Genomic DNA, 23,272 nt, shown 5'->3' with positions numbered 1-23,272 from the left:
GCGTTGCCCTAGCAGCATCCGGGCCAGCCGCCCCTCCGGAGCGCCGGGGGAGGGTGGGCTGAGCATCCCGATACCGCCCGAAGGTGGCTCCGGGGCGCGGAATCGCCTCATGGCGGGGCACAGGTCGCATTCTCTGCGCCGGTGACGGTTGCCAAGCGGCCCCGCCATTGCCACACACTCCGCCCGGAATGAGTCACCACGACACGCAGATGTTCGAGCCCCGGGTCAAGGCTGTCCTGGGGCCGACCAACACCGGCAAGACGCATCTCGCCATCACGCGGATGCTCGCGCACAGCTCCGGCATCATCGGCTTCCCGCTGCGCCTCCTGGCGCGCGAGAACTACGACCGGATGGTGGCCGCCAAGGGCGAGCAGCACGTCGCCCTGATCACCGGCGAGGAGAAGATCATCCCGCCCGAGGCGAAGTGGTTCGCCTGCACGGTGGAGGCCATGCCGCTCGACCGGAAGGTCGAGTTCCTGGCGGTGGACGAGATCCAGCTCTGCGCCGATCCGGACCGGGGCCATGTCTTCACCGACCGGCTGCTGCATGCCCGCGGCATGGTGGAGACCATGTTCCTCGGCGCCGAGACCATCCGGCCGCTGCTCCAGCGCCTCGTGCCCCGGGCGGAGATCGAGACCCGCCCCCGCCTGTCCCAGCTCACCTATGCCGGCCCGGCCAAGCTCACCCGCCTGCCGCCGCGCTCCGCCGTCGTCGCCTTCTCCGCCGGCGAGGTCTATGCCATCGCCGAGGCCATCCGCCGCCGCCGGGGCGGCTGCGCCGTGGTCATGGGCCGCCTCTCCCCCCGCACCCGCAATGCCCAGGTGGCGCTGTACCAGGAGCGGGAGGTGGATTTCCTGGTGGCCACCGATGCCATCGGCATGGGGCTGAACATGGATGTGGACCATGTCGCCTTCGCCTCGCTCACCAAGTTCGACGGCCACCGCTCGCGCGAGCTGAGCGCCCAGGAGGCCGCCCAGATCGCCGGCCGCGCCGGGCGCGGCATGCGCGACGGCACCTTCGGCGTCACCGCCGACTGCCCGCCCTTGTCGGACGAGATCGTCGAGAAGATCGAGAGCCACCAGTTCGAGCCTCTGCAGACGCTGGCCTGGCGGAACTCCGCGCTCGACTTCGCCTCGCCCGAGGCGCTGCTGGAAAGCCTGGCCGCGCCGCCGCCCTTCGCCGGGCTGGCCAAGGGCAACGACGCGGACGACCACATCACCCTCGCCGCCCTGGTGCGGGACGAGGAGGTCCGCCGCCTCGCCAACAGCCGCTCGCGCGTCAGCCTGCTCTGGGAAGCCTGCCAGATCCCGGATTTCCGCAAGCTGGCCGACGAGACGCACCAGAACTTCTGCGCCCGGGCCTTCAAGCACCTGGCCCAGGACGGGCATCTGCCGGAGGACTGGATCGCCTCCGGCATCGCCACCTGCAACAACATCGAGGGCGACCTCGACACGCTGATGGCCCGTCTCGCCTCGATCCGGGTCTGGAGCTTCGTCGCCGCCCGCAACGACTGGTTCCGCGACGCCAGCCGCTTCCAGGGCGAGGCGCGGGAGGCCGAGGACCGGGTCTCCGACGCGCTGCACGAACGCCTGACCGCCCGTTTCGTGGACCGCCGGGCGGCGCATCTGATGCGCAAGCTGGATGATGGCGAGGAGGAGTTGCTGTCCGCCGTCACCCGCCGGGGCGAGGTGGTGGTCGAGGGCCATCCGGTCGGCAAGATCTCCGGCTTCAACTTCGAGGCCGCGACCGAGGCCGGCGCGGGCGAGGAGGAGCGCAAGGCCCTGCTCCGCGCCGCCCGCCGGGCGCTGAAGGAGGAGATGCCGCGCCGCGTCTCCCTGCTGGAGGCCAGCAACGACGACGCCTTCGGCCTCACCCCGCTGCAGCGCGTCACCTGGACCCTGCCCGGCTCCCCGCCCCCGGCTCGCCGGGGCATGAGGCGGCCGAGGTCGCGCGGCTCAAGGCCGGGCCGAGCCCGGACAAGCCACTGGTCGAGCCGCTGAATTCGGAGTTCCTGGACAGCGCCCAGCGCGAGCGCGTGCGCGCCCGGCTGGCGACCTGGCTGGAGAACACGATCAAGAAGGCCATGGCGCCGCTGGAGGCCGCCGAGACCAAGGCGGCCGAGGATTCCAGCCTGCGCGGCCACCTTTTCCGGCTTCGGGAGTATCTGGGCCTGGTGCCCGGCGGCACGGAGCGGGAGATCACCCCGGAGCTCCGCGCCAAGCTGAAGGGCATCGGCGTGCGGGCGGGGCGCTTCGCCCTCTATCTGCCGGAGATGCTGAAGCCCAAGCCCATGTCGCTGCGCGCGCAGCTCTGGGCGCTGGCCGCCGAGAGCGCGGTGCCGCCGCTGCCGGTGGGCGGGCTGGTCTCGATCACCCCGCCCTCCAACTGGCCCGCCGGCTTCGCCGCGCAGATGGGTTGGGTGCTGGCGGGCGAGGTGATGATCCGCCTCGACGTCGCGGAACGCGTGGCGGGCGAGCTGGGTCACCTGACCCGGCGCGCCCCGGCCCTGTTGCCCGGGGACATCGCCAGCCGCCTGGGCGTGAAGGCCGAGGCCCTGGCCCCGGCGCTGACGGCCCTGGGCTTCCGCCTGCTGAATGCCGAGCCGCTGCCGGAGGAGATGTTCGGCCCGCCGGCGCCGTTGATGGTGGCGGCGCGGCGCGAGGACCATCACCGCCACGGACGCCACGACCATCGCGGACGGGGCCAGCCCGGCGGCCAGGGCGGACGGGGCCGCCAAGGGGGCGAGCGGGGCGCCCAAGGGGGCAACCAGGGGGCGAACCGTCCCGCACCGGACACCACGCCCGAGGGGGAAAACCCGCTCGCGGCCGAGAGCCAGGACGGGCAGCCCACCCCTGGAGCCCCGGGGAAGCCCCGCGCCCGCGCGACGAGAAGCCGCGCGACGGCCACCGGCAGGGCCGCCACGGCCATCGCGACGAGCGCCATGGCAAGGGCGGGCCGGGCAAGGGCGGACAGGGCGACAAGGAACGTGGCGAGCGGCCCCGGAACGACAGGTCCGGTGGTGACAGGCCGCGCGGCGACCGCCCGAGGGGCGACCGTCCCTTCTCCGACCGCGACCGGAGGGGTGGTGAGCGCGAGCCGAGGGTCTTCCAGATCGGCGGCAAGCGCGACTCCGGCCCCGATCCGGACAGCCCCTTCGCGGCCCTGGCCAAGCTGAAGCTCAGCAAGTGACGGCTTGAACGGCGCGGGCGGAGGGCCAGAGGAGGGCCGGGACTGGCAGCGGCTGGATACTTGGCTCTGGTGCGCGCGGGTGGCCAAGACCCGCGCCGCCTGTTCCCGGCTGGTCGAGGCCGGCGCCATCCGCCTGAACCGCCAGCCGGTGGAGAAGGCCCATGCCCGGCTGCGGCCCGGGGATGTGCTGACCCTGGCGCTCGGCGGGCCGGAACATGGCCGTATCCAGGTCTGGCGCGTCCTGACCCTTGCCCTGCGCCGTGGCCCCGCGGCCGAAGCCCGGACGCTCTACGAGGAACTCGTGGACTGAGGCTCCGCCGCGCACCCTCGCTCCGGCCGGGTGGCAGAGTTTCCTCCCGCGCCATCCCCTGTCCCTGCCCCGCAGCCTAGACTGCCCTCCCGCAGGCCGCGTGGCCCATGGCCGCCGGCAGTGTTTCCGCCGGATCGGTCTCATGTCGAACGCCACCCCCGCCACCCGCTTCCTCGACAAGGCCGACATCGCCTACGAGCGCCGGCACTACGACTACGCCCCGGGGGCGGAGCGCATCGGCCTCCAGGCGGCGGAGGCCATCGGCGAGCCGCCATCGCGTGTGCTGAAGACCTTGTTGGCCCTTGTGGATGGCAAACCCGTCTGCGTGCTGCTCCCCTCGGACCGGGAGGTAAGCATGAAGCGCCTCGCCGCCGGTTTCGGCGGGAAATCGGCGGAGATGATGCGGCCCGCGGAGGCGGAACGGCTCACCGGCTACCATGTCGGCGGCATCAGCCCCTTTGGCCAGCGGCGGCGCCTGCCCACGGCGATCGAGGTGGCCGCCCTGGCCGAGCCCTATGTCTTCGTGAATGGTGGCCAGCGCGGCCTGCAACTGCGCCTCACCCCGGCGGAGGTCCGCGCTGCGCTGGGGGCCATGGCCCTGCCCCTCACGGCCTGACGGCCGAGGAGGAGCGATGCCCCCTCAGGGCAGCCCGGCGGCATGGACGGCTTGCCGGAACGGCCCGTTCGCGCCATGTGACGCCGGAACTTTCGCCAGCGCGCCGGAAGAGATACCGGACAGGAGACTGCCGCAGTGACCTACGTCGTCACCGAGAACTGCATCCGCTGCAAGTACATGGACTGCGTCGAGGTGTGTCCCGTGGACTGCTTCTACGTCGGCGAGAATTTCCTGGTCATCCATCCGGATGAGTGCATCGACTGCGGCGTCTGCGAACCGGAGTGCCCTGCCGAGGCGATCCTGCCGGACAGCGACGACCGCGCGACCGCCTGGGCCGAGATCAACCGGACCTATGCCCAGCAATGGCCCAACATCACCCGCAAGGGCGAGGCGCCGGCCGATGCGGAGGAATGGAACGGCAAGCCGGACAAGGCCGGCCTGCTGAGCCCCAACCCCGGCAAGCCCTGATCTGCCTTCGGCGGCGGGCTTCCCACCCGCCCCCTCCTCCCGGACCCTCCACCGGCCACGCACCCCGCATGTGACGGGGGGCGTATTTTCTGCTATGGGGCCGCTCGTTTTCGGCCAAGGCATCCCCAATCTCCCGTGGCGGGCCCGTTCCGCCGCCCGGTCGGTTCCATTCGGACAGGGTGGGACCGGGGGAAGGACATGGCCCGATCCGGAGAAGGCAGCCCTCGCCGGGGGGCCGCGTTCATCCGCACTGGAGGTAGAGAATGAAGGCTCCCGCGCAAGCGCCAGCCCCCATCCCCCCCGTCACCCCCCTGTTCATCGCGGGGGCCGCTCCGGGCACCCTGTCCGGATGGAACCAGCAAGGGAGTGGCCGGGCATGAGCGCTGATCCGAAGCCGGAAGAGACCGTGGCCGCCCCTGCCGCCCCCGAGCCCCGTGCCGAGGAAAGCCAGGCCAGTTCCGTCCCCAGCGGCCCGATCCGTCCCGCCCCGCCGCCCAAGCCGCTCGGCAATCAGGGCAAGGACTTCAAGGCGGGCGACCATGTCGTCTATCCGACCCATGGCGTGGGCCAAGTGCAGGGGATCGAGGAGATCCCGGTCGCCGGCACGACCCTGAAGGTGATCGTCATCACCTTCGAGGAGAACCGGATGACGCTGAAGGTGCCGATGGCCAAGGCGCCCTCCTCCGGCCTGCGCAAGCTCGCCTCGCCCAAGGTGATGGACGAGGCCATGGCGACGCTGCGCGGCAAGGCGCGCATCAAGCGCACCATGTGGTCGCGCCGTGCCCAGGAATACGAGCAGAAGATCAACAGCGGCGACCCCATCGCCATCGCCGAGGTGGTGCGCGACCTGCACCGCAATGCCGGCCAGCCGGACCAGTCCTTCTCCGAGCGGCAGATCTACGAGCTGGCGCTGGACCGCCTGGCCATGGAGGTCGCGGCCCGCGACGGCACGGACAAGATCAAGGCGACGGCGAAGCTGATGGAGTACCTGAACAAGGCCGACAAGAGCGCCGACAAGGGGGAGTGACCCCCCTGCTCTCCCCCGGCATGGGGGAGGAGGTGGCATGCGGGCCGGGGGGCATCTTCCCCGGCCTTTTTCGTGCCTGCCCGCCGGCAGGGCGGCGGATATGGAAAAGGCCCCGGGACTCGCGCCCCGGAGCCTTTCAGCGCTCCGGCACCCCGCCTGGGCGGGGGCCGGGACGGATCAGTTGGACTGGTTCCGCACGCCCATGAACTGCAGCATGAACTGGAACAGGTTCACGAAGTTCAGGTAGAGGCCCAGCGCGTCGAAGACCGAACGCTTGGCGGCCTCGTCGCTGCCCTCGGCATAGGCGTACTCGATGTAGTCCGCCTTGATGCGCTGCGTGTCATAGGCGGTCAGGCCTACGAAGATCAGCACGCCCAGCACGCTGATGGCGAACTGCAGCGCCGTGGAGCCGACGAACATGTTGACCAGCCCGGCGATGATGATGCCGATCAGGCCCATCAGCAGGAAGCTGCCCATGCGGGTCAGGTCGCGGTTGGTGGTGTAGCCATAGAGGCTGACCGCCGCGAACATGCCGGCCGTCACGAAGAAGGTCGTGGCGATCGAGGTGCCCGCGTAGATGACGAAGAGGTTCGCCATGCTGGCGCCCATCGCCGCGGCGAAGGCCCAGAACAGCGCCTGCACCGTCGTCTTCTGCATGCGGTTCACGCCGAAGGACAGCACCAGCACGAAGGCCAGCGGCGCCAGGATCGCGGCCCAGCCCAGCAGCGTGGGCTGCGTGACGAGGTAGCCGGACTGGGTGCGGCCCACGGTGTAGAAGGCCTGGGACAGCGCGGTGTTCGCGATGACATAGGCGACGATGCCGGTCAGCGCGAGGCCCGAGGCCATCCAGTTATAGACCCGCAGCATGTAGGCGCGGAGCCCGGCATCCAGGACGGCGGCATCCGTGCTCGCCCGCCCCAGAGGCTGGGTCCACGCCGAGCCGCCGGTCGTGAAGCGGTTGTCGGGACGCAGTGCCATGGTGTGTTTAGGACTCCTCCTGGCGGGAATGAGGTTTGGGCCATCCCCGCGGTCACGGAACTATATGGACATTCTGTAATGCGGATCAATGGGCGAGAGCGGCCCGGCCCCCTCGGGCCGCCTCGCGCCAAGAGCCGCGATCGGGTTCCGCCCCCATCCTCCTCCAGGCAGGGACCGATGATATGAGGCGGCGCATGGGCAACGCTCAGCACATGTCCCGGCCGGATATCGCGTGGGCCGGGAATCGTGCCGATGGAGAGACCCTACACCACGCGTCCCGGTCTGGAAGGCCATATCGGAGCCCTGGCGTGACCGGGAAGCATCCTTGCCTGCGAAACCCGCCGGTCCGATCCGGGACATGCCGCTGCACCTCATCCTCCCCTGGAAAGATGATGCGCCAGCGAGGGAAGGACCATGGGCTTCGCATGTCCTGCGGATTGCAAATGGTGACGGATTGGCACCCCGGATGGCGGGTTCAGCGCATCCATGCCGGTTTCGCATCCGCGCCGCCTGCCGGAAGCCGTCCCGCCAGCGGCACAGGGTTCCGCATCCGCGCTCGCCCGGGCCATGCCATCACCGGCCCCGGCGCGGCTGGCGTCCGGGCGGCCCCATCCGGTGGTGCGGTGGCCCCCCAGATCGTGTCTGCCCAGCCGCTCCCCCAGACCTCCTCCGCCGTCTCGGTCCCCTGCCAGGGATAGCGCCCAGGGGCGTGGCGAGCGAGCCTGAACATGGAGGATCATCCAAAATATCGATATTTGTACTTTTAATGATATTTTCGTGCGGCGTCATTCCCTGATTCTGATGAAGGCACAATCGCGGCCAGGACCGCCGCCGGAGGGGGTGCCCCTCCGGCTCCCGTGCCAGGCCTCAGCCGAAGCCCATGAAACCCGGGCTCTCCCGCAGTGGCGCGGCGGCCTTGAGCTTCGCCAGGTCCGGCACCGGCCGGGCCGTGCGCGGGTCCCCGGCCAGCAGCCGCTCCAGCGCCGCCGCGACGGCCAGGACCTTCGCATCGCCGCCACGGGGCCCGACGATCTGCAGGCCGAAGGGCATGCCGTTGTGGTCCAGCCCCACCGGCAGGGAGATGGCCGGATGCCCGACCAGGGTCGGCGCATAGGCGAGCGCCAGCCAGTGGAAATAGGTCCGGGTCGGCTTGCCGTCGATCTCGGCCGGGTAGAGCTCGGTCCAGGGGCGCGGGCTGAGCGTCACGGCCGGGGCCAGGACGACGTCGTGCTTCTCGAAGAAGCCCTGCCAGCTCCTGTACATCGCCGTCTGCAGCTTCATCGCCCGCGACACGTCGAGCGCGCTGTAGCCCAGCCCTTCCTCCACATTCGCGCGGACATTGGGGCCGACCTGGTCCGGCGTATCCCGCACCTTCTCATGGAAGCCGGCGAGGAAGGACAGCGCGCGCAGCACCTCGAAGGATTCGTCGGCCCCGGCGCAGTCCGGCGTGGTGTCCTCCGCCCGGGCGAAGACATGGCGGAACAGGCCGGTCTTCTCGGCGAAGACCGCGCGGATGTGCTTCTCGGTCGGGGCGAAGCCGAAATCCGGCGTCAGCGCGACGCGCAGCGAGGCGAGGTCCACCGCCCCCGGCACGGCGAAATCCTCCGGGCGGCGCACCTGCCGGCCCTCGATGGTGGTGGCCAGCGGGTCGCCGGCATCGTCGCCGACCATGGTGGAGAGCAGCAGGCAGAGATCCGGCACGGTGCGCGCCATCGGGCCGAGCACGCCCAGCGCGGCCCAGCCCAGCGGCTTCTTCTCGTTCGGCACCAGGCCGGGCGTCGGACGGAAGCCGACGATGCCGTTATAGGCCGCCGGGTTGCGGAGCGAGCCGCCGGTGTCGGAGCCGGTGGCGATGGGCACCATGCCGCAGGCCAGCGCCACGCCCGAACCGCCGGAGGAGCCCGCCGCCGAACGCGAGGTGTCGAAGGGATTGCCCGTCGCGCCATAGACGGCGTTGCGGGTATTGGCGCCGGCGCCCCATTCCGGCGTGTTGGTCTTGCCGAGCACGATCGCCCCCGCCTTACGGGTATGGGCGACGATCAACTGGTCCTTCTCCGGCACATGGTCGCGGAACAGCGTGCTGCCATAGGTGGTGCGCAGCCCGGCCACATCCTCCAGGTCCTTCACGCCGATCGGCAGGCCGTGCAGGGCCGGCAGCGCATCGCCGCGCGCCACCGCCGCATCGGCCTCCTTCGCCGCCGCACGCGCGCGGTCGTCGTCGCGCGCCACCATGGCGTTCACCGCGTGATCCACCGCCTCGATGCGGGCGATGCAGCTTTCCAGCAGTTCGGTGGCGGAGAGCTTCTTCGCGCCGATCAGCGCGCGTGCCTCGACGGCGGAGAGATCGCAGGGTTCGGTCATCGGTGGTTCCTCGAAGTCGGGCGCCCGTGGCGCCGGATCGTGCCGCAGGCAGCCGCCATGCCAGGGGCCATGCGGAACCGGAGCGCCGGAGCCGGAGCGCCTCCAGCCCGGACAGGTTGGAAGCAGCGGGGCCGCCGCACAAGAGCCGGGGGGAGACCGGCCGGCGGACCCTGCTGGCGGGGCGGTGGTCCCGCCCCGCCGGAGAAGCCTCTCAGACCAGTCGCGGCGAGGCCGGCTGCCCCATGGGCCGGACCGGGGCGGAGTCCGCTTCCGGCGGCAGGGCGGGATCGATCGACATGTCGGTCTCCTTCGCCTCCACGCCGGACAGCGCCAGCAGGCAGAAGGCCACGGCGCCGACCGCCACGACGATGCCCAGCCCCAGCCCGTAATTCCCGCCGAAGGATGCCGCGAGCGCGGCCTGCACCGTCGCGTTGCCCGCCGCGAGCATGTTGCCGAACTGATAGGTGAAGCCGGGGAAGGTCGCGCGGGCCTCGGGCGGCGAGATCTCGTTCAGATGGGCGGGCATCACGCCGAAGGTGCACTGGACCAGGAACTGCATCAGGAAGGCCGTGGCGCCGAGCGCCACCACGCCGGAGGCGCTGGCCCAGAAGGGTAGCAGCAGCAGCGCCAGCCCGCTGGCCAGGGCGAGCTGGCGGCGGCGCCCGATGACCTGCGAGAGCGAGCCGCCGCACAGGCTGCCCAGGATGGCGCCGATGTTGAAGATCACCGCCAGGATCGAGATCTCCCGCGCGCCCAGGTGGTGCTGCTCCCGCAGGAAGACGGGGTAGAGGTCCTGCGTGCCATGGCTGAAGGTGGCCGCGGCCGTCATCAGCACGATGGCATAGAGGTAGAGGCGCCGGTGACGGCGCAGCGACTGGCCGAGGGAGATGCGCGTCGCGGCCCCGCCGGCCTGGCGCTGCCGCTCCCAGGCCGGGCTCTCCGGCACGGCGCGGCGGATGTAGAGCACCAGCAGGGCCGGCACGACGGCGGCCAGGAAGAGGCCCCGCCAGCCAAGCGTCGAATAGCCGATGCCGTAGAGCAGCGCCGCCAGCAGGTAGCCGGAGGAGTAGCCGGACTGGAGGATGCCGGAGACGGCGCCGCGCCAGCGGGCCGGGATGCTTTCCATGGTGAGGGAGGCGCCGATGCCCCATTCGCCGCCCATGGCGATGCCGAAGAGCGCGCGCACCAGCAGGAAGACCGTCAGGTTCGGCGCGAAGCCGGTGGCCACGGCGAGGAGCGAGAAGCTGAGGATATTCGCCATCAGCACCGGCTTGCGGCCATAGCGGTCGGCCAGGCGGCCGAAGACCAGGGCGCCGACGGGCCGCAGGCCGAGGGTCAGGGTGAGCGCCCAGGTGATGGTAGTGATGGAGGTGCCGAATTCCCGGGCGACGTCGCTCACCACGAAAACCAGGATGAAGAAGTCGAAGGCATCGATGGTCCAGCCCAGAAAACAGGCCATGACGACGTGCCAGGGCTTGGCTGCCTGAGGCATCCGCATTCTCTCCGTCCGTTTCCCTGCCCGTGGCATCGTTGTGCCCGGGACCTGCCGGAGGTTCCCACTTCCGGACGGCGGCACCAAGAGAAAGTAACCTTGTGGTTACTTAATTAACTTTCATCTCTAAAAGCTCCATATTTTGCTCCGCAAAAAAGTAACCGCCCGGTTCTTTTGAGCCGGAATTCCGTGCCGCCCCCGCGTCTCCGGCCGCTTCCACGCCTTGACCCGCCCGGGGGCGCGCCTAGGCTCGCCGCGCATTTCCGATGGGGCGCGACATGACTCTGGCGATGAGCTGGGACGAGTGGGCCAAGCATGACGCGGTGGCGCTGGCCGACCGTGTCCGGGCCGGGGAGGTCACGGCCGCCGAGCTCGCCGCCCAGGCCGCCGCCGGCATCGCCCGGGTCAACCCGGCACTCAGCGCCGTGGTCGAGATCTTCGAGGATCTGGTCGCCGAGCCTTTCCGGGACGGCACCGCCCCGGACGGCCCTTTCGCCGGCGTGCCCTATCTGATGAAGGATCTCGGCCCCACCCTGAAGGGCCGGCTGCAGGAGATGGGCTCGCGCCTCATGCGCGGGAACCGGGCACAGGCGGACAGCTTCCTCGCCGCCCAGATCCGGCGGGCCGGGCTGAACATCATGGGGCGCACCACGACTCCGGAATTCGGCTGCTGCTCCTCCGCCGAGAACCCGGCGGTGTATGTGACGCGCAACCCCTGGGACACGGGCTACACCACCAACGGCTCCTCCGCCGGCACGGCGGCGGCGGTGGCGGCGGGCGTGCTGCCGATCTCCCATGCCACGGATGGCGGCGGCTCGATCCGCATCCCCGCGGGCGCCACGGGCAATATCGGGCTGAAGCCCTCGCGCGGTGTCTTTTCCATCGCGCCCTATGCCTCGGACCTGACCGGTCTCGTCTCCATCCAGGGCTGCCAGAGCCGCACCGTGCGCGACACGGCGCTTTTCGTGGATTCCTGCCGCGGCGGCGCGCCGGGCGAGTTCATGCCCTACTGGAAGGCCGAGGAGCCCTATTCGGCGCTGATCCGGCGCGACCCGAAGCCGCTGCGCATCGCGCTGTCGCATGACTGGGGCGACTACCGCGCCGTGCCGCATTTCGTGGCGGAGCTGGAGCGCGTGGGCCGGCTGCTGGAAAGCCTGGGCCACCATGTCGAATGGGCACTGCCCCGGGTGGATTTCCGCGCCGCCTTCGCCGCGCAGACCACCTGCTACATCAGCAACTTCGCCCAGACGGTGAACAACCTGATCGCGCCGCTGGGCCATGAGCGCCCGCCGGCGGATCTGGTGGAGCCGGTCAACATCCGCATCTGGGAGGCAGGGATCAACACCAGCTTCACCGAGCGGGCGCGGATGCAGGCGGTGTTCAACAGCACCTCCCGCGCCTTCGGGGAGTTCCTCGAGGAATGGGACATCATCCTCACCCCGATCACCGCCCTGCCGACACCGGTGATCGGCACCACCGAATACCTGACCATCAGCGACAATCCGGATGTCCATGACTGGTTCGGCAATCTGTGGCGCAACTTCGCCTATACGCCGCTGTCCAACCTCTGCGGCATCCCGGCCATCTCCCTGCCCCTCGCCTGGCAGGAAAGCGGCTTGCCGCTCGGCATCCAGGCGCAGACGCGGCAGGCGGGCGACGGGCTGCTGCTGCAACTGGCGGCGCAGATCGAGCGCGCCATCGGGGGCCGCTGGAACGACGGGAAGCGCCCCGGCGTGCATGTGACGGCGGGTTGAGGCGGCCGGGGCGGGCGCGCCGCCCCGGCCCCTTCCGCTACTCGGCCGCCGCCCGCGTGGCGGCCTCGTCGCGGGCCAGCGCGTAGCGGGTGAAGGCGCTGCCATGCGCCGGCAGCGGCGCCACCTCCATCGTCCCCGCGGCGGGCCGCATCACCACCGTCGCGACCGTGGCGGTCAGGTTGTCATCGGCATTGGGGCGGATCGGGCGGCAGACCGAGAAAGGCGTTTGGTAGTCATCGGCCAGGGCGGCCTTCACATGCTCCACGGTGACACGCCCCAGATGCGGTCGCAGCAGGTCGCGCACCCGCAGGTCGCGGTAGAGGCTGTCGCCGAAGCCCTGCAGGCCGAGATCCTTCAGCTTCGACAGCGCCACCGCGCTGGCGAAGTGGTTGGCATGGACCAGCAGCCCGTTCTCGGGATGGAGCTGGAAGGTCTCGTCCGGCGCGCATTCGAAATCGATGCAGATGCCGCCCGAATGGCTGACCATCATGTTGTTGGAGGCCGATTTGCCGGTCGCATAGACCGCGCGCATGGCATGGGCGAGGTATTCCTGCTGCAGCACCTTGCGGCGGATCAGCGCCAGCGGCACGCCGGCCTCCCGATAGTCGCGGTCCGACATCAGGTAGTTGGCGGTGATCGCGATGCCGGCGGAATTCATGCCCGAGCGCGCCAGCCCACCCGCCTCGGTGAAGGTCAGGATGTCCGGCCCGTCCTCCCGCCGGATGCGCAGCACCACGGCGGTCTCCGCGCATTCCGCCTTCCAGTCCCAGTTCTGCGCATGGATCATCGCGCCATCCGCCGTGGCGCCGGGCATGACCGCGACGGCGGTGCAGCCATCGGCGCAGGCGGCGAGCTGCGCCCGCAGCGCGGGCTTCTCGGCCAGTTTCAGGATCTCGGTGCGCGCGTTCAGCAGCAGCACCTCCTCGAAGGACAGGCCGGCACCCTCGGCGATGCCCCGCATCTCCGGGATGTAGCTCTCGTCGAAGTCCTCGATGATCGGCAGGTAGAGCCGCACGAGGTCGCGGACCTGCGCCGCCCCGAGGCCCAGGCGCCGCAACTGCGCGCCGTAATGGCCGATGCCCTTGCGGATGCGGGCCTCGGCCTGCCGGCCGTATTGCCGCCCGCGCTCCCCGGGGTCGCCGGAGACGTCGATCAGGGGGAAGGCTTCGGGCATGGGCTCTCTCCGTGCATCCAGCGTGGCGTGCGGCAGGGTGCACCTTCCGGGCCGGGGCGCGAAAGGCCCCGGCCCTGGGGGCGCGAGGACTACTCGTTCCGCAGCAGCGGCGCGGGGCGGGCACGCAGCGCCAGCGCGGTGCCGACCCAGCCCATGGCGAGGGTCAGCACCGCGCAGCCGATGACGGTCAGCAGCAGCGTGCCGGGCAGGAAGACCCAGTCCATGTGCATCACGAAGCGCACCACGCCCCAGGAGGCGAGCGTTCCGGCCGCCGCCGCGATCACCCCCGCCGTCACGCCGAGCAGGCCGAATTCCACCAGCCAGGCGTTGCGGATCTGCGCCCGCGTGGCGCCCAGCGTCTTGAGCACCACGGCATCGCGGATGCGCCGCGCCTGCCCCGCCGCCACCGCGCCCGCCAGCACCAGCGCCCCGGCGATCAGCGTCAGCGCCGCCGTGGAGGTCATGGCCATGGCAAGCTGCCCGAGCATCTCGCCCAGCGCGTCCAGTGCCTCCCGCACGCTGATGCCGGTGACGTTGGGAAAGGCGTCGGTCACGGCGCGCAGGATGCCGCCTTCCGCTGCCTGGTCGGCGCGGATCGTGGCGATATGCGTGTGCGGCGCCGCCTCCAGCAGGCCGGGCGAGGCCACCAGGGCGAAGTTCAGCCCGAGGCCGCGCCACTCGATGTCGCGCAGGGAGGCGATGCGGAACTCCAGGTCGCGGCCCAGGATGTTCAGCATCACCGTATCGCCCAGCCCGACGCCCCAGCCGCGTGCGAGATTGGCGTCGAGCGAGACCAGCGGCGGCCCCTCGTAGTCCGGCGCCCACCACTGCCCGGCCACGAGGCGCGTGCCTTCCGGCGGCGCCGCGGCATAGGTCAGGCCACGGTCGCCGCGCAGCGCCCAGGCGGAATCCTCGCTGACCTTGAGCTGCTCCACCGGGATTCCCTTCACCGCCACGATGCGGGCGCGCAGCGAGGGCACGCGCTGTTCCTCGTGCACGCCCGGCAGGCCGCGCACCAATGTGTCGAAGCGCTGCGCCTGGTCGTTCTGGATGTCGATGAAGAAGAAGCTCGGCGCGCCCTGCGGGATCTGCTCGCCGATCTGGCGCCGCAGGTTGCCCTCGATCAGCGCCACCGCCGCCAGGGTGGTCAGGCCGATGCCCAGCGAGACCAGCATCAGCCCGGTCGGCGCGCCGGGGCGGTGCAGGTTGGCGAGGCCCAGGCGCAGCTCGGGCCGCCGCACGCCCCGGAATCGCCGCGCCAGCGCCTGGAGCGCCCAGGCCCCGCCCCGGAACAGCGCCAGCGTCGCCGCCGCGCCCAGGCAGAACCACAGGGCGAAGAGCTTCTGTTCGGAACTGAGCACGACCAGCGCCACCAGCAGGGCGACCACGGCCCCGTTCACCAGCAGCAGCCACAGGCGCGGGCGCCCGGCCACGGGCTGCACGACATCGCGGAACAGGGCCGCGCCGGGGATCTCCCGCGCCCGCCCCAGCGGCCAGAGCGAGAAGGCCAGCGCCGCCAGCAGGCCATAGGCCGCCGCCACCAGCAGCGGCAGCGGGTAGAAGCCGAAGCGCGGCGGCACCGGCAGCACCCCGGCCAGGGCCTGCGCCGCCAGCCAGGTCAGCCCCGTGCCGCCCAGCAGGCCGATCGCGATCCCCAGGGCCGAGAGCACCAGGAGCTGCAGCAGGTAGGTGGCGAAGATCACCCGCGCCGGGGCGCCGAGGCAGCGCAGCGTGGCGATGGTCCGCGCGCGCCGGTCCAGCCAGGCGCGCACGCCGGTGGCCACGCCGATGCCGCCGACCAGCAGCGCCGTCAGCCCGGCCAAAGTGAGGAAGGAGGCGGCGTTGTCCACGAAGCGCCCCACGCCCGGCGCACCGTCCGAGGCATCGCGGATGCGCCAGCCGCTGTCGGCGAAGCCCTGGGCGCGCAGGGCGGCGGTGAAGCGCGCCTCATCCGTCCCAGGCGGCAGGCGCAGGCGATAGGCATAGGTCACCAGCGAGCCGGGCTGGACGAGCTGCGTCGCAGGGATGGCGGCGAGCGGGATGATGGCGCGGGGCCCGAACTGGAAGGCGCTGGCCACCTTGTCGGGCTCGGAAGCCACGGTGCCGCGCAGCACGAAGCGGGCCTCGCCGATCCGCACCGTGTCGCCGACCTTCATGCCCAGCCGGTCGAGCACCAGACGGTCCAGCGCCAGCGGCCAGCGGCCCTCCGCGTCCGGGCGGTCACTCAGCGGATTGCCCGGTGGGCCGGGCGGGTCCAGTTCCAGCGCGCCATAGAGCGGATAGGCCCCGTCCACCGCCTTCAGCTCCACCAGCGAGCGGTCCGTGCCGGAGCTCGGTTCCGGCCCGGCGGGCGCCGTTCCGCTGCCCTCCGCGCGCGGGGCCACCGCCATGGCGCGCATGGAGACCACCTCGCTGACCCGCGCGCCCTGGGCCTCCAGCCAGCGCAGCCCTTCCTCCGGCATCGGGCGCTGCGAAGCCCGCACCTCCAGGTCGCCGCCCAGGAGGCGTGCGCCATCCGCCTCCAGCCCGGTCTCGATGGCGGCGCGCAGCGTGCCGACGGCGGCGATGGCGGCCACGCCCAGCGCGAGGCAGGCAAGGACGATGCGCAGCCCCTTCACCCCGCCCCGCAGCTCCCGCCGCGCCAGGCGCCAGGCCAGGGCCAAGGTGCCAGCGGAGGGAGCCCCGGCGGGCGCGCCATGCTCCGGAAAGGCCAAGGCGCTCATGCCGGGGACGAGCCCGCCACGCCGAGATCCAGCGCCGCTGCGCCCGCCGATCGGCCGGACGGCCCGCCATGGGTGGCGGTGTCGGACACGATCCGCCCATCCTCGATCCGCACCTGCCGTTCGCAACGGTCCGCCAGGGCGGGATCATGGGTGATCAGCACCAGCGTCGTGCCGAGGCGCCGGCGCAGGCCGAACAGCAGTTCCATCACCACCTCACCGGTCGCGCGGTCGAGATTGCCGGTCGGCTCGTCGGCGAGGAGCAGCGCCGGCTCCCCCACGAAGGCCCGCGCCAGCGCCACGCGCTGCTGCTCGCCGCCCGAAAGCTGGCCGGGATAGTGGTCGAGCCGGTGCCCGAGCCCGACCTCCCGCAGCGCCGCCTCCGCGCGCTCGAAGGCATCGCGGCGCCCGGCGAATTCCAGTGGCACGGCCACGTTCTCCCGTGCCGTCATGGTGGGCACGAGGTGGAAGGCCTGGAACACGATGCCGATCCGGTCCCGCCGCAGCCGCGCCAGCGAATCCTCGTCCAGCGCGCCCAGCTCCTGGCCCGCCACTTGCAAGGTGCCGGAACTCGCCCGCTCCAGCCCCGCCAGCAGCATCAGCAGCGAGGTCTTGCCGGAGCCGGAAGGACCGACGATGCCCACGGCCTCCCCCGCCCGGATGGAAAGATCCAGCCCCTTGAGGATGTTGACCGGCCCGCCACTGGCAACCACGTTGAAGGTCACGCGCCGCGCCTCGACGAGGGGGGCGGCGGGGGGCGAGGAGGAGGTCATCATGTCCGGCATCGCCCAGAGATTGTCCCGGCGCGCTGCGCTGCACAGGGGGCTGTCCCGTTTCGCAATGTGTCTGGCCCTGCCCATGGCGCTGCCCGTCCTGGCCGCCCATCCGGTCCGGGCGGCGGAGAGGCCCATCAAGCTGTTGATGTTGGGCGATTCCATCACCGCCGCCTATGGGCTGTCGCGAGAGGATGGGCTGCCCGCGCAGCTTCAGGCCGCGCTGTCGCGGCCCGGCCGGCCGGTGCAGGTGATCGATGCCGGAGTCTCCGGCGACACCACCGCCGGGGGGCGCTCCCGCCTCGACTGGGCGCTGGCCGATTCGCCGGATGCGGCGATCGTGGCGCTGGGCGGCAATGACGGGCTGCGCGGGATCGAGCCCCGGGACACCGAGGCCAATCTTGGCGCCATCCTGGATGCGCTGAAGGCGCGGAAGATCCCGGCCCTGCTGGCGGGGATGCTGGCGCCGCCCAATCTCGGGGCCGATTACGGGCGGGACTTCTCCGGCGCCTTCGCGCGGCTGGCCAAGGCGCATCCGGAGGCGGTGTTCTACCCCTTCCTGCTGGATGGCGTGGCCGGGGACCCGGCCTTGAACCAGGCTGACCGCATCCACCCGAACCCGCAGGGGGTGAAGGTGCTAGTGGAGCGGATGCGGCCCGCGGTGGAGGAACTGATCGCCCGCATCCCGGCCAGGGCTCCCGGCGGGAGCTGAAAGGCGCCGCGACAGAAGGGACACCGCGCAAGAAGGGAGAGACCGAGCCGCCAGCAGCCGAGACCGACGCACCAGACGCCGCGGGGCCGCCAAGGTCGCCGCACGACCACCATCACGACGCCATGGGGGCTTTCCGATCCGATGTTGCGACTGTTTGTGGCTCTCGCCCTGCCCGAATTGCTGCGCGACCAGCTTGCCGGCCTCGCCGGTGGTATCCCCGGGGCGAAATGGGTGCCGCCCGACAACTACCACCTGACCCTGCGCTTCATCGGCGCCATCGAACGCTGGCGGGCGGAGGAGGTGGACGAGGCCCTGGCCGCGATCCGCGCCCGCCCCTTCGACCTGTCACTGTGCGGCGTCGGCACCTTCGAGAAGGCGGGGCGCATCCAGAGCCTCTGGGTCGGGGTGGAGCGCACCGAGGCGCTGTCGCATCTCCAGGCCAAGGTGGAGACCGCCCTGCAACGCGTGGGGCTGGAACCGGAGCGCCGCCGCTTCGCGCCGCACATCACCCTGGCGCGGGTGGACCGGGCCGAGGTGCCGAAGCTGATCTCCTATGTCCAGGCACACAACCTGTTCCGCGCCCCACCCGTGCGGATGGAGCAGTTCACGCTCTTCTCCTCGCTGCTGGGCAAGGAGCACTCGGTCTATACGCCGGAGGTGGAATACGCCCTGGCCTGAGTGGCCCGCCCACCGCAGCGTGACCGCCGGCCCGCTTGACGGGCGGCGGGGCGCCATGTCCCAAACCGGCATGGCCTCCCCGCCGAAGATCGTCGTCCTCACCGGTGCCGGCATCAGCCGGGAATCCGGCCTGTCCACCTATCGCGACCGGGACGGGACCTGGGCCAGGGTGCCGCTGGAACAGGTGGCGCAGCCCGCCGCCTTCGCCCGTGACCCGGCCTGGGTGCACGCGTTCTACAACTCCCGCCGCGCCCGGCTGCGCGAGGTCGAGCCCAATGCCGCGCACCGCGCCCTGGCGGAACTCGACGCTCGCTGGCCGGGGGAATTCCTGCTGGTCACGCAGAATGTGGACGGGCTGCATGGGCGGGCCGGTTCCCGCCGTTTCGTGCAGATGCATGGCGCGCTGCGCGAGGCACGCTGCGCGCGCTGTGGTGCGGTCTCCGCCTGGGAGGAGGACCTTTCCACCGAAACGCCCTGCCCCGCCTGCGCCCAGGCGGGCGGGATGCGGCCGAACGTGGTCTGGTTCGGCGAGATGCCGCTGCACATGGAGCGGATCGAGGCGGCGCTGGAGGCATGCGACCTCTTCGTCTCCATCGGTACCTCGGGCAGCGTCTATCCGGCGGCGGGCTTCGTGGCCGGAGTGCGGGACCGTGCCGACACGCTGGAGCTGAACCTGGAACCCTCCGCCGGTTCGCACCTCTTCGACGAGGCGCGGCACGGCCCGGCCACGCGGCTGGTGCCGGAATGGGTGGCGGAGATCCTGAACCGTTGGGACTGAAGCAGGCGGAGGCCGCGGCCCGGGCCTGCACCCTCTGCACGCCGCATCTGCCGCTCGGGCCGCGCCCGATCCTGCAGGTCGGGAGGCGGGCGCGGCTGCTGATCACCTCCCAGGCCCCGGGCACCAAGGCGCATCTGTCCGGCATCCCCTTCCAGGACGCCTCGGGTATCCGGCTGCGCGACTGGCTGGGGCTGGACGAGGAGGTCTTCTACGACCCGGACCGCGTCGCCATCCTGCCCACCGGCTTCTGCTATCCCGGGCGCCTGCCGCGCGGCGGGGATGCCCCGCCCCGGCCGGAATGCGCGCCGCTCTGGCATCCGCGCCTGCTGCCGCTGATGCCGGAGGTCCGCTGCCGCCTGCTGGTGGGCAGCCATGCCCAGCGCCTCGTGCTCGGGCCGGGCAGCCTGGCGGATCGGGTGCGGCGGCATGAGGCGTTCCTGCCCCGGCACTTCCCCCTGCCCCACCCGTCCTGGCGCACCCTCGCCTGGGCGGCGAAGAATCCCTGGTTCGAGGCCGAGGTCATCCCCCGGCTGCGCCAGGTGGTGCGGGAGGTCCTGGCGGCATGAATCCTGCCCTGACCATGGCCGGCCCGCGCCGCCGGGGCATCCTGCTGCTGGCCATGCTGCTGGTGCTGACCGGGGCCGCGCCGACCGGAGCCGCAGGCGCGCGGGATGGGGAAGGGCTGAGCGAGGCGGAGGCCACTTCCTTCCTGGCGCAGTCCGTTTGCCTGGATGAGGCCGGGCACCCGGTCCCCGGCCTCCTGCCCTTCGAGCCCGGCTGCGACCGCCGCCGCCCCGCCCGGATCGAGGAGGTGCTGCCCTGGCGCAAGACCGACTATCCCGACAGCGGCGCCGCCGCGGCCCGTCCGCAGGGCTACATGGCCTCCGACGCCGTGCTGGGACGGCTGCTGGGCCACCCCGCCATCATCCAGACCTTCGATATCGGCGGCGGCTTCCAGGGGCATGAATTCGGCCGCTTCGAGCCGGATGAGGGTGGGCAGGCCGCCTTGCTCCGCCCCGGCCCCGACGGGGTGGAGGCGAGTTTCGTGGTCACGCAGGATGGTGGGCGGCCCGGGGTGCTGCAATGGTTCCTCTCCCCCGCCTGCCGCCCGGGCGCGCGCCCGGCACCCGCCTGGCTGGCCTTCGCCGGCGCGGTCCCCGAGGGCCGCTGGGCGGAGCGGATCGCGCCGATCAACATCGCCCCCGCACCCGATGCCTGCCCCACCAGCTTCGGCCGGGCCCTGACCCGCTGGCGGCAGGCGCGGATCGCCCTGCCGATGCGCTGGCACGACGACGCCACGCCCAGGAGCCTGCCGGTGGAGGCGATCATCTCCGAGCACTATGCCCGGCCGGAGATCGCTGCCTCCGACCATCTGGAACGCTTCTGGTTCGCCCGGGACCTCGGCATGGTGCGCTGGGAGCGCTGGAACAACGGGGCCTTCCTGCCCGACACGCCGGAACGTGGCCGCTGGTTCGCGCGCACCGGCCGCTGCGGGCCGGTCCCCTTCTCGGACAGTCCGGGCTCCGGCTGGGCGCTGGTGGATTGCCGGAACTGGACCAACTTCTCCCGCCAGGGTGGCCGCGTGGCGCCCTGGCCGCTTCCCTGACCCCCGATGCCGCCTGGGGCAAGGGAGCCAAAGGCCCACTGCCGCGTTACCGGAGACATGTCGCCAGGGAGAACAGGCATGAACATCCCGAAGAAGCCGGTCGATCGCAGCGAGGACTGGGAGCACGCCCGCCGCCAGAACGAGCGGAGCTGGGGCGACGACCCAAATCTGCCGAACGAGGGACAGGACCAGTCCGACCGGCAGAAGCAGGAGCGGACCGACGAGGACTACGGCACCGGCAAGGAAGGTGCCGATCCCCATCGGGGCGAAGCCGGCCGGTCGCCGGAAAAGCCGGTCTGAGGAAGGGCGTCGGGACGGGCTCCGGCCCACCTCCCACGGCCTGCCATCTGGCCCCCGGAGGGAGCGGCCTCAGCCCGGTTCTCAGCCCGGTCCGGCCTCGTCGCCTTCCAGCCGCGCGATCTCCTCGTCCGAGAAGCCGAAGTGATGGCCGACCTCGTGGATGATGACGTTCCGCACCAGCCGGAAGAGGTCCTCCCCCGTTTCCACCCATTCGACCAGGATCGGCTCCCGGTAGAGCGTGATCATGTCGGGCTCCCGCGGCAGGTCGCCGATGGAGCGTTCCGTCAGGGGCACTCCGCGATAGAGCCCGGTCAGCTCCCAGGGATGCTCCAGCCCCATCTCTTCCAGGGTGTCGTCGTCGGGCACCTCCTCGACGGCGATGGCGAGGTTGCGCACGGAGACTCGCAACTCCTCCGGCAGGGCGCACAGGGCGGTTTCGGCCAGGCTGGCGATGTCCTCGGCCGAGGGCGGTGTGGTGTGGTGCGGAACCATGCCGGAGGGGGCGCATATTTCCCCCCGTTCCGTCAAGCAGGAGGCGCCGTCCCTTCCGCCAGGGCCAGGATCGCCCCGGGGGAAAGCCCATCCCGCAGGAGTTCCCGCACCGGCTTCGCGCCGTCCCGCTTCGCCAGCCGTTTCCCGTCGGGCCCGAGAAGCAGCGGGTGATGGGCATAACGGGGTTCCGGCCAGCCCATCAGCATCTGCAGCAACCGGTGGATGTCGGTGGCGGCACGCAGATCCTCCCCCCGCGTCACCAGCGTCACGCCCTGGAGCGCGTCGTCATGCGTGACACAGAGATGGTAGGAGGCCGGGGCATCCTTGCGGGCCAGCACCACATCGCCGAAGCGGGCCGGATCGCAGCGCAGCCGGCCTCGTCCCTGCTCCTCGTAGGAGAGCGGGCCGTCCAGGGTGGCGAGGGCCGCCGCCATGTCCAGCCGCAGCGCGTGCGGCTCCCCGGCGGCGAGGCGGCGCGCGCGTTCCGCCGGGTCCAGGCGCCGGCAAGTGCCGGGATAGACAGGGCCTTCCGGCCCGGCCTCGCCCGGGCGCGCGGGATGCGGCGCGGTGCCGCTGCGGGCGATCTCGCGCGCGATCTCCGCACGGGTGCAGAAGCAGGGATAGAGCAGGCCGCGCCCCGCCAGCAGGTCCAGGGCCCGGCGGTATTCCGCCAGGTGTCCGGACTGCACCCGCACAGGACCGTCCCAGTCCAGGCCGAGTGCCCGCAGATCCTCCTCGATCGCCGCGCGGTATTCGGGGCGGCAGCGGGCCGGGTCGATATCCTCGATCCGCAACAGGAAGCGCCCGCCCGCCCGCCGTGCCGCGCGCCAACCTTGCAGGGCCGAGCGCACATGGCCGAGATGCAGATAGCCTGTCGGACTCGGCGCGAAGCGCGTCACCATCCCGGCGGGATTCGCCCCGGTCACAGGCGGAAGGGCGGAATGGAGTTCGCGGGGCATCGCGGTCCTGAATGCCTGGCAGCCGGAACAGGCTCTATCGCCATGGCCCGCCCCGGAAAAGGTGGGGCGACAGGCCGGAGGAGAGGATGGAATGGCGCGAGAGACTTCCAACGACCTGCCGGACGGGCCGGAGCCGGGGCGTGGCACGGTGCGCGGCTGGGGCACGCCCTCCGGCCGGGCACCCCGTCATCTGGTGCTGCTGCTGCACGGCGTCGGGGCAAGGGGCGATGACCTCCTGCCCTTCGCCCCGGCCCTGGGCAAGGTCCTGCCGGACGCGCTCTTCCTGGCGCCGGACGCGCCGGACCCCTATGACGGCGCGCCCTTCGGCCGGCAGTGGTTCTCCCTGAGTGACCGCCGCCCCGCCGTGCTGGTGCCCGCCATCCAGGCCGCCGCCCCGCTCCTGGCGCGCCGGATCGGTTTCTGGCTGGAAAGGCTGGGGCTGGATCATGGCGACCTGGTGCTGCTCGGCTTCTCCCAGGGGGCGATGATGGCGCTGCACACAGGGCTTCGCCTGCCGCGCCCGCCCGCCGCCATCCTCGCCTATGCCGGGGCGCTGCTGGACCCGGAGGGGCTGGAGCGGGGGCTGGTGCACCCTCCCCCGCCGGTCCTGCTGGTGCATGGGGAGGCCGACCCGGTGGTCCCGGCCGAGGCATCCCGCCGCGCCGCTCTCCGGCTGCGGCAGTTCGGCGTGCCCGTGGATTCCCGCTTCGAGCCGGGTGTGGACCATACCATCTCGCCGGACGGGATGATGGCGGGCGCGGCCTTCCTGCGGCGCTGCATGAAGCCTTCGTGACCTTTGCGGCACAAGCTGTTGCGGCGCGACCCACCGCATGGCAAACCAGCCACACACATCGGACGGCGCCACTTCATCTGGGGCCTGATCGT

General features: G+C 71.7%; 22 protein-coding genes. 14 read left to right on the top strand and 8 right to left on the bottom strand.

The annotated features are described in order from the left end of the window. Positions 1-209: 209 nt before the first annotated feature. From MVG78_RS10520 to MVG78_RS10495, 6 genes are all read left to right on the top strand, one after another. Positions 210-2,000: a helicase-related protein gene (locus MVG78_RS10520; RefSeq protein ID WP_247551290.1), complete on the top strand. Its 1,791-nt coding sequence runs from the start codon at positions 210-212 to the stop codon at positions 1,998-2,000. A 35-nt stretch (positions 2,001-2,035) separates the two neighbouring features. After that, a complete protein-coding gene (locus MVG78_RS10515) occupies positions 2,036-3,175 on the top strand; it encodes a hypothetical protein (RefSeq protein ID WP_247551288.1) in 1,140 nt (379 codons plus the stop codon). A gap of 18 nt (positions 3,176-3,193) precedes the next feature. Further along, positions 3,194-3,499, top strand: a complete 306-nt coding sequence (locus MVG78_RS10510) for an RNA-binding S4 domain-containing protein (RefSeq protein ID WP_247551286.1) — start codon at positions 3,194-3,196, stop codon at positions 3,497-3,499. A gap of 142 nt (positions 3,500-3,641) precedes the next feature. Beyond that, complete coding sequence (ybaK, locus tag MVG78_RS10505) at positions 3,642-4,115, top strand: Cys-tRNA(Pro) deacylase (protein WP_247551284.1); 474 nt, start codon at positions 3,642-3,644, stop codon at positions 4,113-4,115. 135 nt (positions 4,116-4,250) lie between these two features. Further along, a complete protein-coding gene (fdxA, locus tag MVG78_RS10500) occupies positions 4,251-4,583 on the top strand; it encodes a ferredoxin FdxA (protein WP_027279879.1) in 333 nt (110 codons plus the stop codon). 376 nt (positions 4,584-4,959) lie between these two features. Then, on the top strand, positions 4,960-5,610 hold the full coding sequence (locus MVG78_RS10495) for a CarD family transcriptional regulator (protein ID WP_247551282.1): 651 nt from the start codon (positions 4,960-4,962) through the stop codon (positions 5,608-5,610). A gap of 177 nt (positions 5,611-5,787) precedes the next feature. Here MVG78_RS10495 and MVG78_RS10490 read toward each other — a convergent pair whose 3' ends face one another. The 3 genes from MVG78_RS10490 to MVG78_RS10480 form a co-directional block, all read right to left on the bottom strand. Continuing rightward, positions 5,788-6,588 carry a Bax inhibitor-1/YccA family protein gene (locus MVG78_RS10490; RefSeq protein WP_247551280.1) on the bottom strand — a complete coding sequence of 267 codons (801 nt, stop codon included), beginning with the start codon at positions 6,586-6,588 and terminating at the stop codon, positions 5,788-5,790. Positions 6,589-7,455: 867 nt separating this feature from the next. Next, positions 7,456-8,949: an amidase gene (locus tag MVG78_RS10485; RefSeq protein ID WP_247551278.1), complete on the bottom strand. Its 1,494-nt coding sequence runs from the start codon at positions 8,947-8,949 to the stop codon at positions 7,456-7,458. Positions 8,950-9,160: 211 nt separating this feature from the next. Then, complete coding sequence (locus tag MVG78_RS10480; RefSeq protein ID WP_247551276.1) at positions 9,161-10,441, bottom strand: MFS transporter; 1,281 nt, start codon at positions 10,439-10,441, stop codon at positions 9,161-9,163. Positions 10,442-10,731: 290 nt separating this feature from the next. Between MVG78_RS10480 and MVG78_RS10475 the strand changes: the two genes are divergently transcribed. After that, complete coding sequence (locus MVG78_RS10475) at positions 10,732-12,195, top strand: amidase (RefSeq protein WP_247551274.1); 1,464 nt, start codon at positions 10,732-10,734, stop codon at positions 12,193-12,195. Positions 12,196-12,232: 37 nt separating this feature from the next. Here MVG78_RS10475 and MVG78_RS10470 read toward each other — a convergent pair whose 3' ends face one another. The 3 genes from MVG78_RS10470 to MVG78_RS10460 form a co-directional block, all read right to left on the bottom strand. After that, positions 12,233-13,369: a C45 family autoproteolytic acyltransferase/hydrolase gene (locus MVG78_RS10470; RefSeq protein ID WP_247551272.1), complete on the bottom strand. Its 1,137-nt coding sequence runs from the start codon at positions 13,367-13,369 to the stop codon at positions 12,233-12,235. Between the two features lie 89 nt (positions 13,370-13,458). Beyond that, positions 13,459-16,092, bottom strand: coding sequence for an ABC transporter permease (locus MVG78_RS10465; protein WP_247551270.1), 2,634 nt, complete (start codon positions 16,090-16,092; stop codon positions 13,459-13,461). Beyond that, positions 16,089-16,874: an ABC transporter ATP-binding protein gene (locus tag MVG78_RS10460; protein ID WP_247551268.1), complete on the bottom strand. Its 786-nt coding sequence runs from the start codon at positions 16,872-16,874 to the stop codon at positions 16,089-16,091. Before MVG78_RS10460 ends, MVG78_RS10465 begins: the two co-directional genes overlap by 4 nt. Positions 16,875-16,947: 73 nt before the next feature. Between MVG78_RS10460 and MVG78_RS10455 the strand changes: the two genes are divergently transcribed. From MVG78_RS10455 to MVG78_RS10430, 6 genes are all read left to right on the top strand, one after another. Next, positions 16,948-17,574 (top strand): arylesterase, encoded by a 627-nt coding sequence (locus tag MVG78_RS10455; RefSeq protein WP_247551266.1) that lies wholly within the window; start codon positions 16,948-16,950, stop codon positions 17,572-17,574. A gap of 141 nt (positions 17,575-17,715) precedes the next feature. Continuing rightward, positions 17,716-18,252 carry an RNA 2',3'-cyclic phosphodiesterase gene (thpR, locus tag MVG78_RS10450; RefSeq protein ID WP_247551264.1) on the top strand — a complete coding sequence of 179 codons (537 nt, stop codon included), beginning with the start codon at positions 17,716-17,718 and terminating at the stop codon, positions 18,250-18,252. A gap of 55 nt (positions 18,253-18,307) precedes the next feature. Then, positions 18,308-19,030: an NAD-dependent deacylase gene (locus MVG78_RS10445; RefSeq protein ID WP_247551262.1), complete on the top strand. Its 723-nt coding sequence runs from the start codon at positions 18,308-18,310 to the stop codon at positions 19,028-19,030. Then, entirely contained in the window at positions 18,997-19,596 is a 600-nt protein-coding gene (locus tag MVG78_RS10440) for a uracil-DNA glycosylase family protein (protein WP_428480639.1), read from the top strand. Before MVG78_RS10445 ends, MVG78_RS10440 begins: the two co-directional genes overlap by 34 nt. Further along, positions 19,593-20,636: a hypothetical protein gene (locus MVG78_RS10435; protein WP_247551258.1), complete on the top strand. Its 1,044-nt coding sequence runs from the start codon at positions 19,593-19,595 to the stop codon at positions 20,634-20,636. The genes MVG78_RS10440 and MVG78_RS10435 overlap by 4 nt, the downstream gene beginning before the upstream one ends. A 78-nt stretch (positions 20,637-20,714) precedes the next feature. Beyond that, a complete protein-coding gene (locus MVG78_RS10430) occupies positions 20,715-20,936 on the top strand; it encodes a hypothetical protein (RefSeq protein ID WP_247551256.1) in 222 nt (73 codons plus the stop codon). Between the two features lie 81 nt (positions 20,937-21,017). On the opposite strand, the gene MVG78_RS10425 is transcribed toward MVG78_RS10430, so the two are convergent. Together MVG78_RS10425 and gluQRS are read right to left on the bottom strand one after the other, a co-directional pair. Continuing rightward, positions 21,018-21,428 (bottom strand): metallopeptidase family protein, encoded by a 411-nt coding sequence (locus tag MVG78_RS10425; protein WP_247551254.1) that lies wholly within the window; start codon positions 21,426-21,428, stop codon positions 21,018-21,020. A 32-nt stretch (positions 21,429-21,460) separates the two neighbouring features. Beyond that, complete coding sequence (gene gluQRS / locus MVG78_RS10420; protein WP_428480807.1) at positions 21,461-22,330, bottom strand: tRNA glutamyl-Q(34) synthetase GluQRS; 870 nt, start codon at positions 22,328-22,330, stop codon at positions 21,461-21,463. Positions 22,331-22,478: 148 nt separating this feature from the next. Between gluQRS and MVG78_RS10415 the strand changes: the two genes are divergently transcribed. Beyond that, complete coding sequence (locus MVG78_RS10415; protein ID WP_247551250.1) at positions 22,479-23,180, top strand: alpha/beta hydrolase; 702 nt, start codon at positions 22,479-22,481, stop codon at positions 23,178-23,180. Positions 23,181-23,272 lie beyond the last annotated feature (92 nt).

It is taken from the genome of Roseomonas gilardii subsp. gilardii (assembly GCF_023078375.1).
GTDB classification, from domain to species: Bacteria; Pseudomonadota; Alphaproteobacteria; order Acetobacterales; family Acetobacteraceae; genus Roseomonas; species Roseomonas gilardii.
This window is presented reverse-complemented; position numbering and strand designations above follow the sequence as displayed.

Bases quoted from the DNA above. Each gene is read 5' to 3' on its own strand.
- MVG78_RS10485 (WP_247551278.1), bottom strand. From the start codon at position 8,949: ATGACCGAACCCTGCGATCTCTCCGCCGTCGAGGCACGCGCGCTGATC.
- MVG78_RS10430 (WP_247551256.1), top strand. From the start codon at position 20,715: ATGAACATCCCGAAGAAGCCGGTCGATCGCAGCGAGGACTGGGAGCAC.
- thpR (WP_247551264.1), top strand. From the start codon at position 17,716: ATGTTGCGACTGTTTGTGGCTCTCGCCCTGCCCGAATTGCTGCGCGAC.
- ybaK (WP_247551284.1), top strand. From the start codon at position 3,642: ATGTCGAACGCCACCCCCGCCACCCGCTTCCTCGACAAGGCCGACATC.
- MVG78_RS10465 (WP_247551270.1), bottom strand. From the start codon at position 16,092: ATGAGCGCCTTGGCCTTTCCGGAGCATGGCGCGCCCGCCGGGGCTCCC.
- MVG78_RS10470 (WP_247551272.1), bottom strand. From the start codon at position 13,369: ATGCCCGAAGCCTTCCCCCTGATCGACGTCTCCGGCGACCCCGGGGAG.
- MVG78_RS10440 (WP_428480639.1), top strand. From the start codon at position 18,997: ATGGGTGGCGGAGATCCTGAACCGTTGGGACTGAAGCAGGCGGAGGCC.
- MVG78_RS10455 (WP_247551266.1), top strand. From the start codon at position 16,948: ATGGCGCTGCCCGTCCTGGCCGCCCATCCGGTCCGGGCGGCGGAGAGG.
- MVG78_RS10445 (WP_247551262.1), top strand. From the start codon at position 18,308: ATGTCCCAAACCGGCATGGCCTCCCCGCCGAAGATCGTCGTCCTCACC.
- MVG78_RS10475 (WP_247551274.1), top strand. From the start codon at position 10,732: ATGAGCTGGGACGAGTGGGCCAAGCATGACGCGGTGGCGCTGGCCGAC.
- MVG78_RS10520 (WP_247551290.1), top strand. From the start codon at position 210: ATGTTCGAGCCCCGGGTCAAGGCTGTCCTGGGGCCGACCAACACCGGC.
- MVG78_RS10495 (WP_247551282.1), top strand. From the start codon at position 4,960: ATGAGCGCTGATCCGAAGCCGGAAGAGACCGTGGCCGCCCCTGCCGCC.
- MVG78_RS10425 (WP_247551254.1), bottom strand. From the start codon at position 21,428: ATGGTTCCGCACCACACCACACCGCCCTCGGCCGAGGACATCGCCAGC.
- MVG78_RS10460 (WP_247551268.1), bottom strand. From the start codon at position 16,874: ATGCCGGACATGATGACCTCCTCCTCGCCCCCCGCCGCCCCCCTCGTC.
- MVG78_RS10415 (WP_247551250.1), top strand. From the start codon at position 22,479: ATGGCGCGAGAGACTTCCAACGACCTGCCGGACGGGCCGGAGCCGGGG.
- MVG78_RS10490 (WP_247551280.1), bottom strand. From the start codon at position 6,588: ATGGCACTGCGTCCCGACAACCGCTTCACGACCGGCGGCTCGGCGTGG.
- MVG78_RS10435 (WP_247551258.1), top strand. From the start codon at position 19,593: ATGAATCCTGCCCTGACCATGGCCGGCCCGCGCCGCCGGGGCATCCTG.
- MVG78_RS10480 (WP_247551276.1), bottom strand. From the start codon at position 10,441: ATGCCTCAGGCAGCCAAGCCCTGGCACGTCGTCATGGCCTGTTTTCTG.
- gluQRS (WP_428480807.1), bottom strand. From the start codon at position 22,330: ATGGTGACGCGCTTCGCGCCGAGTCCGACAGGCTATCTGCATCTCGGC.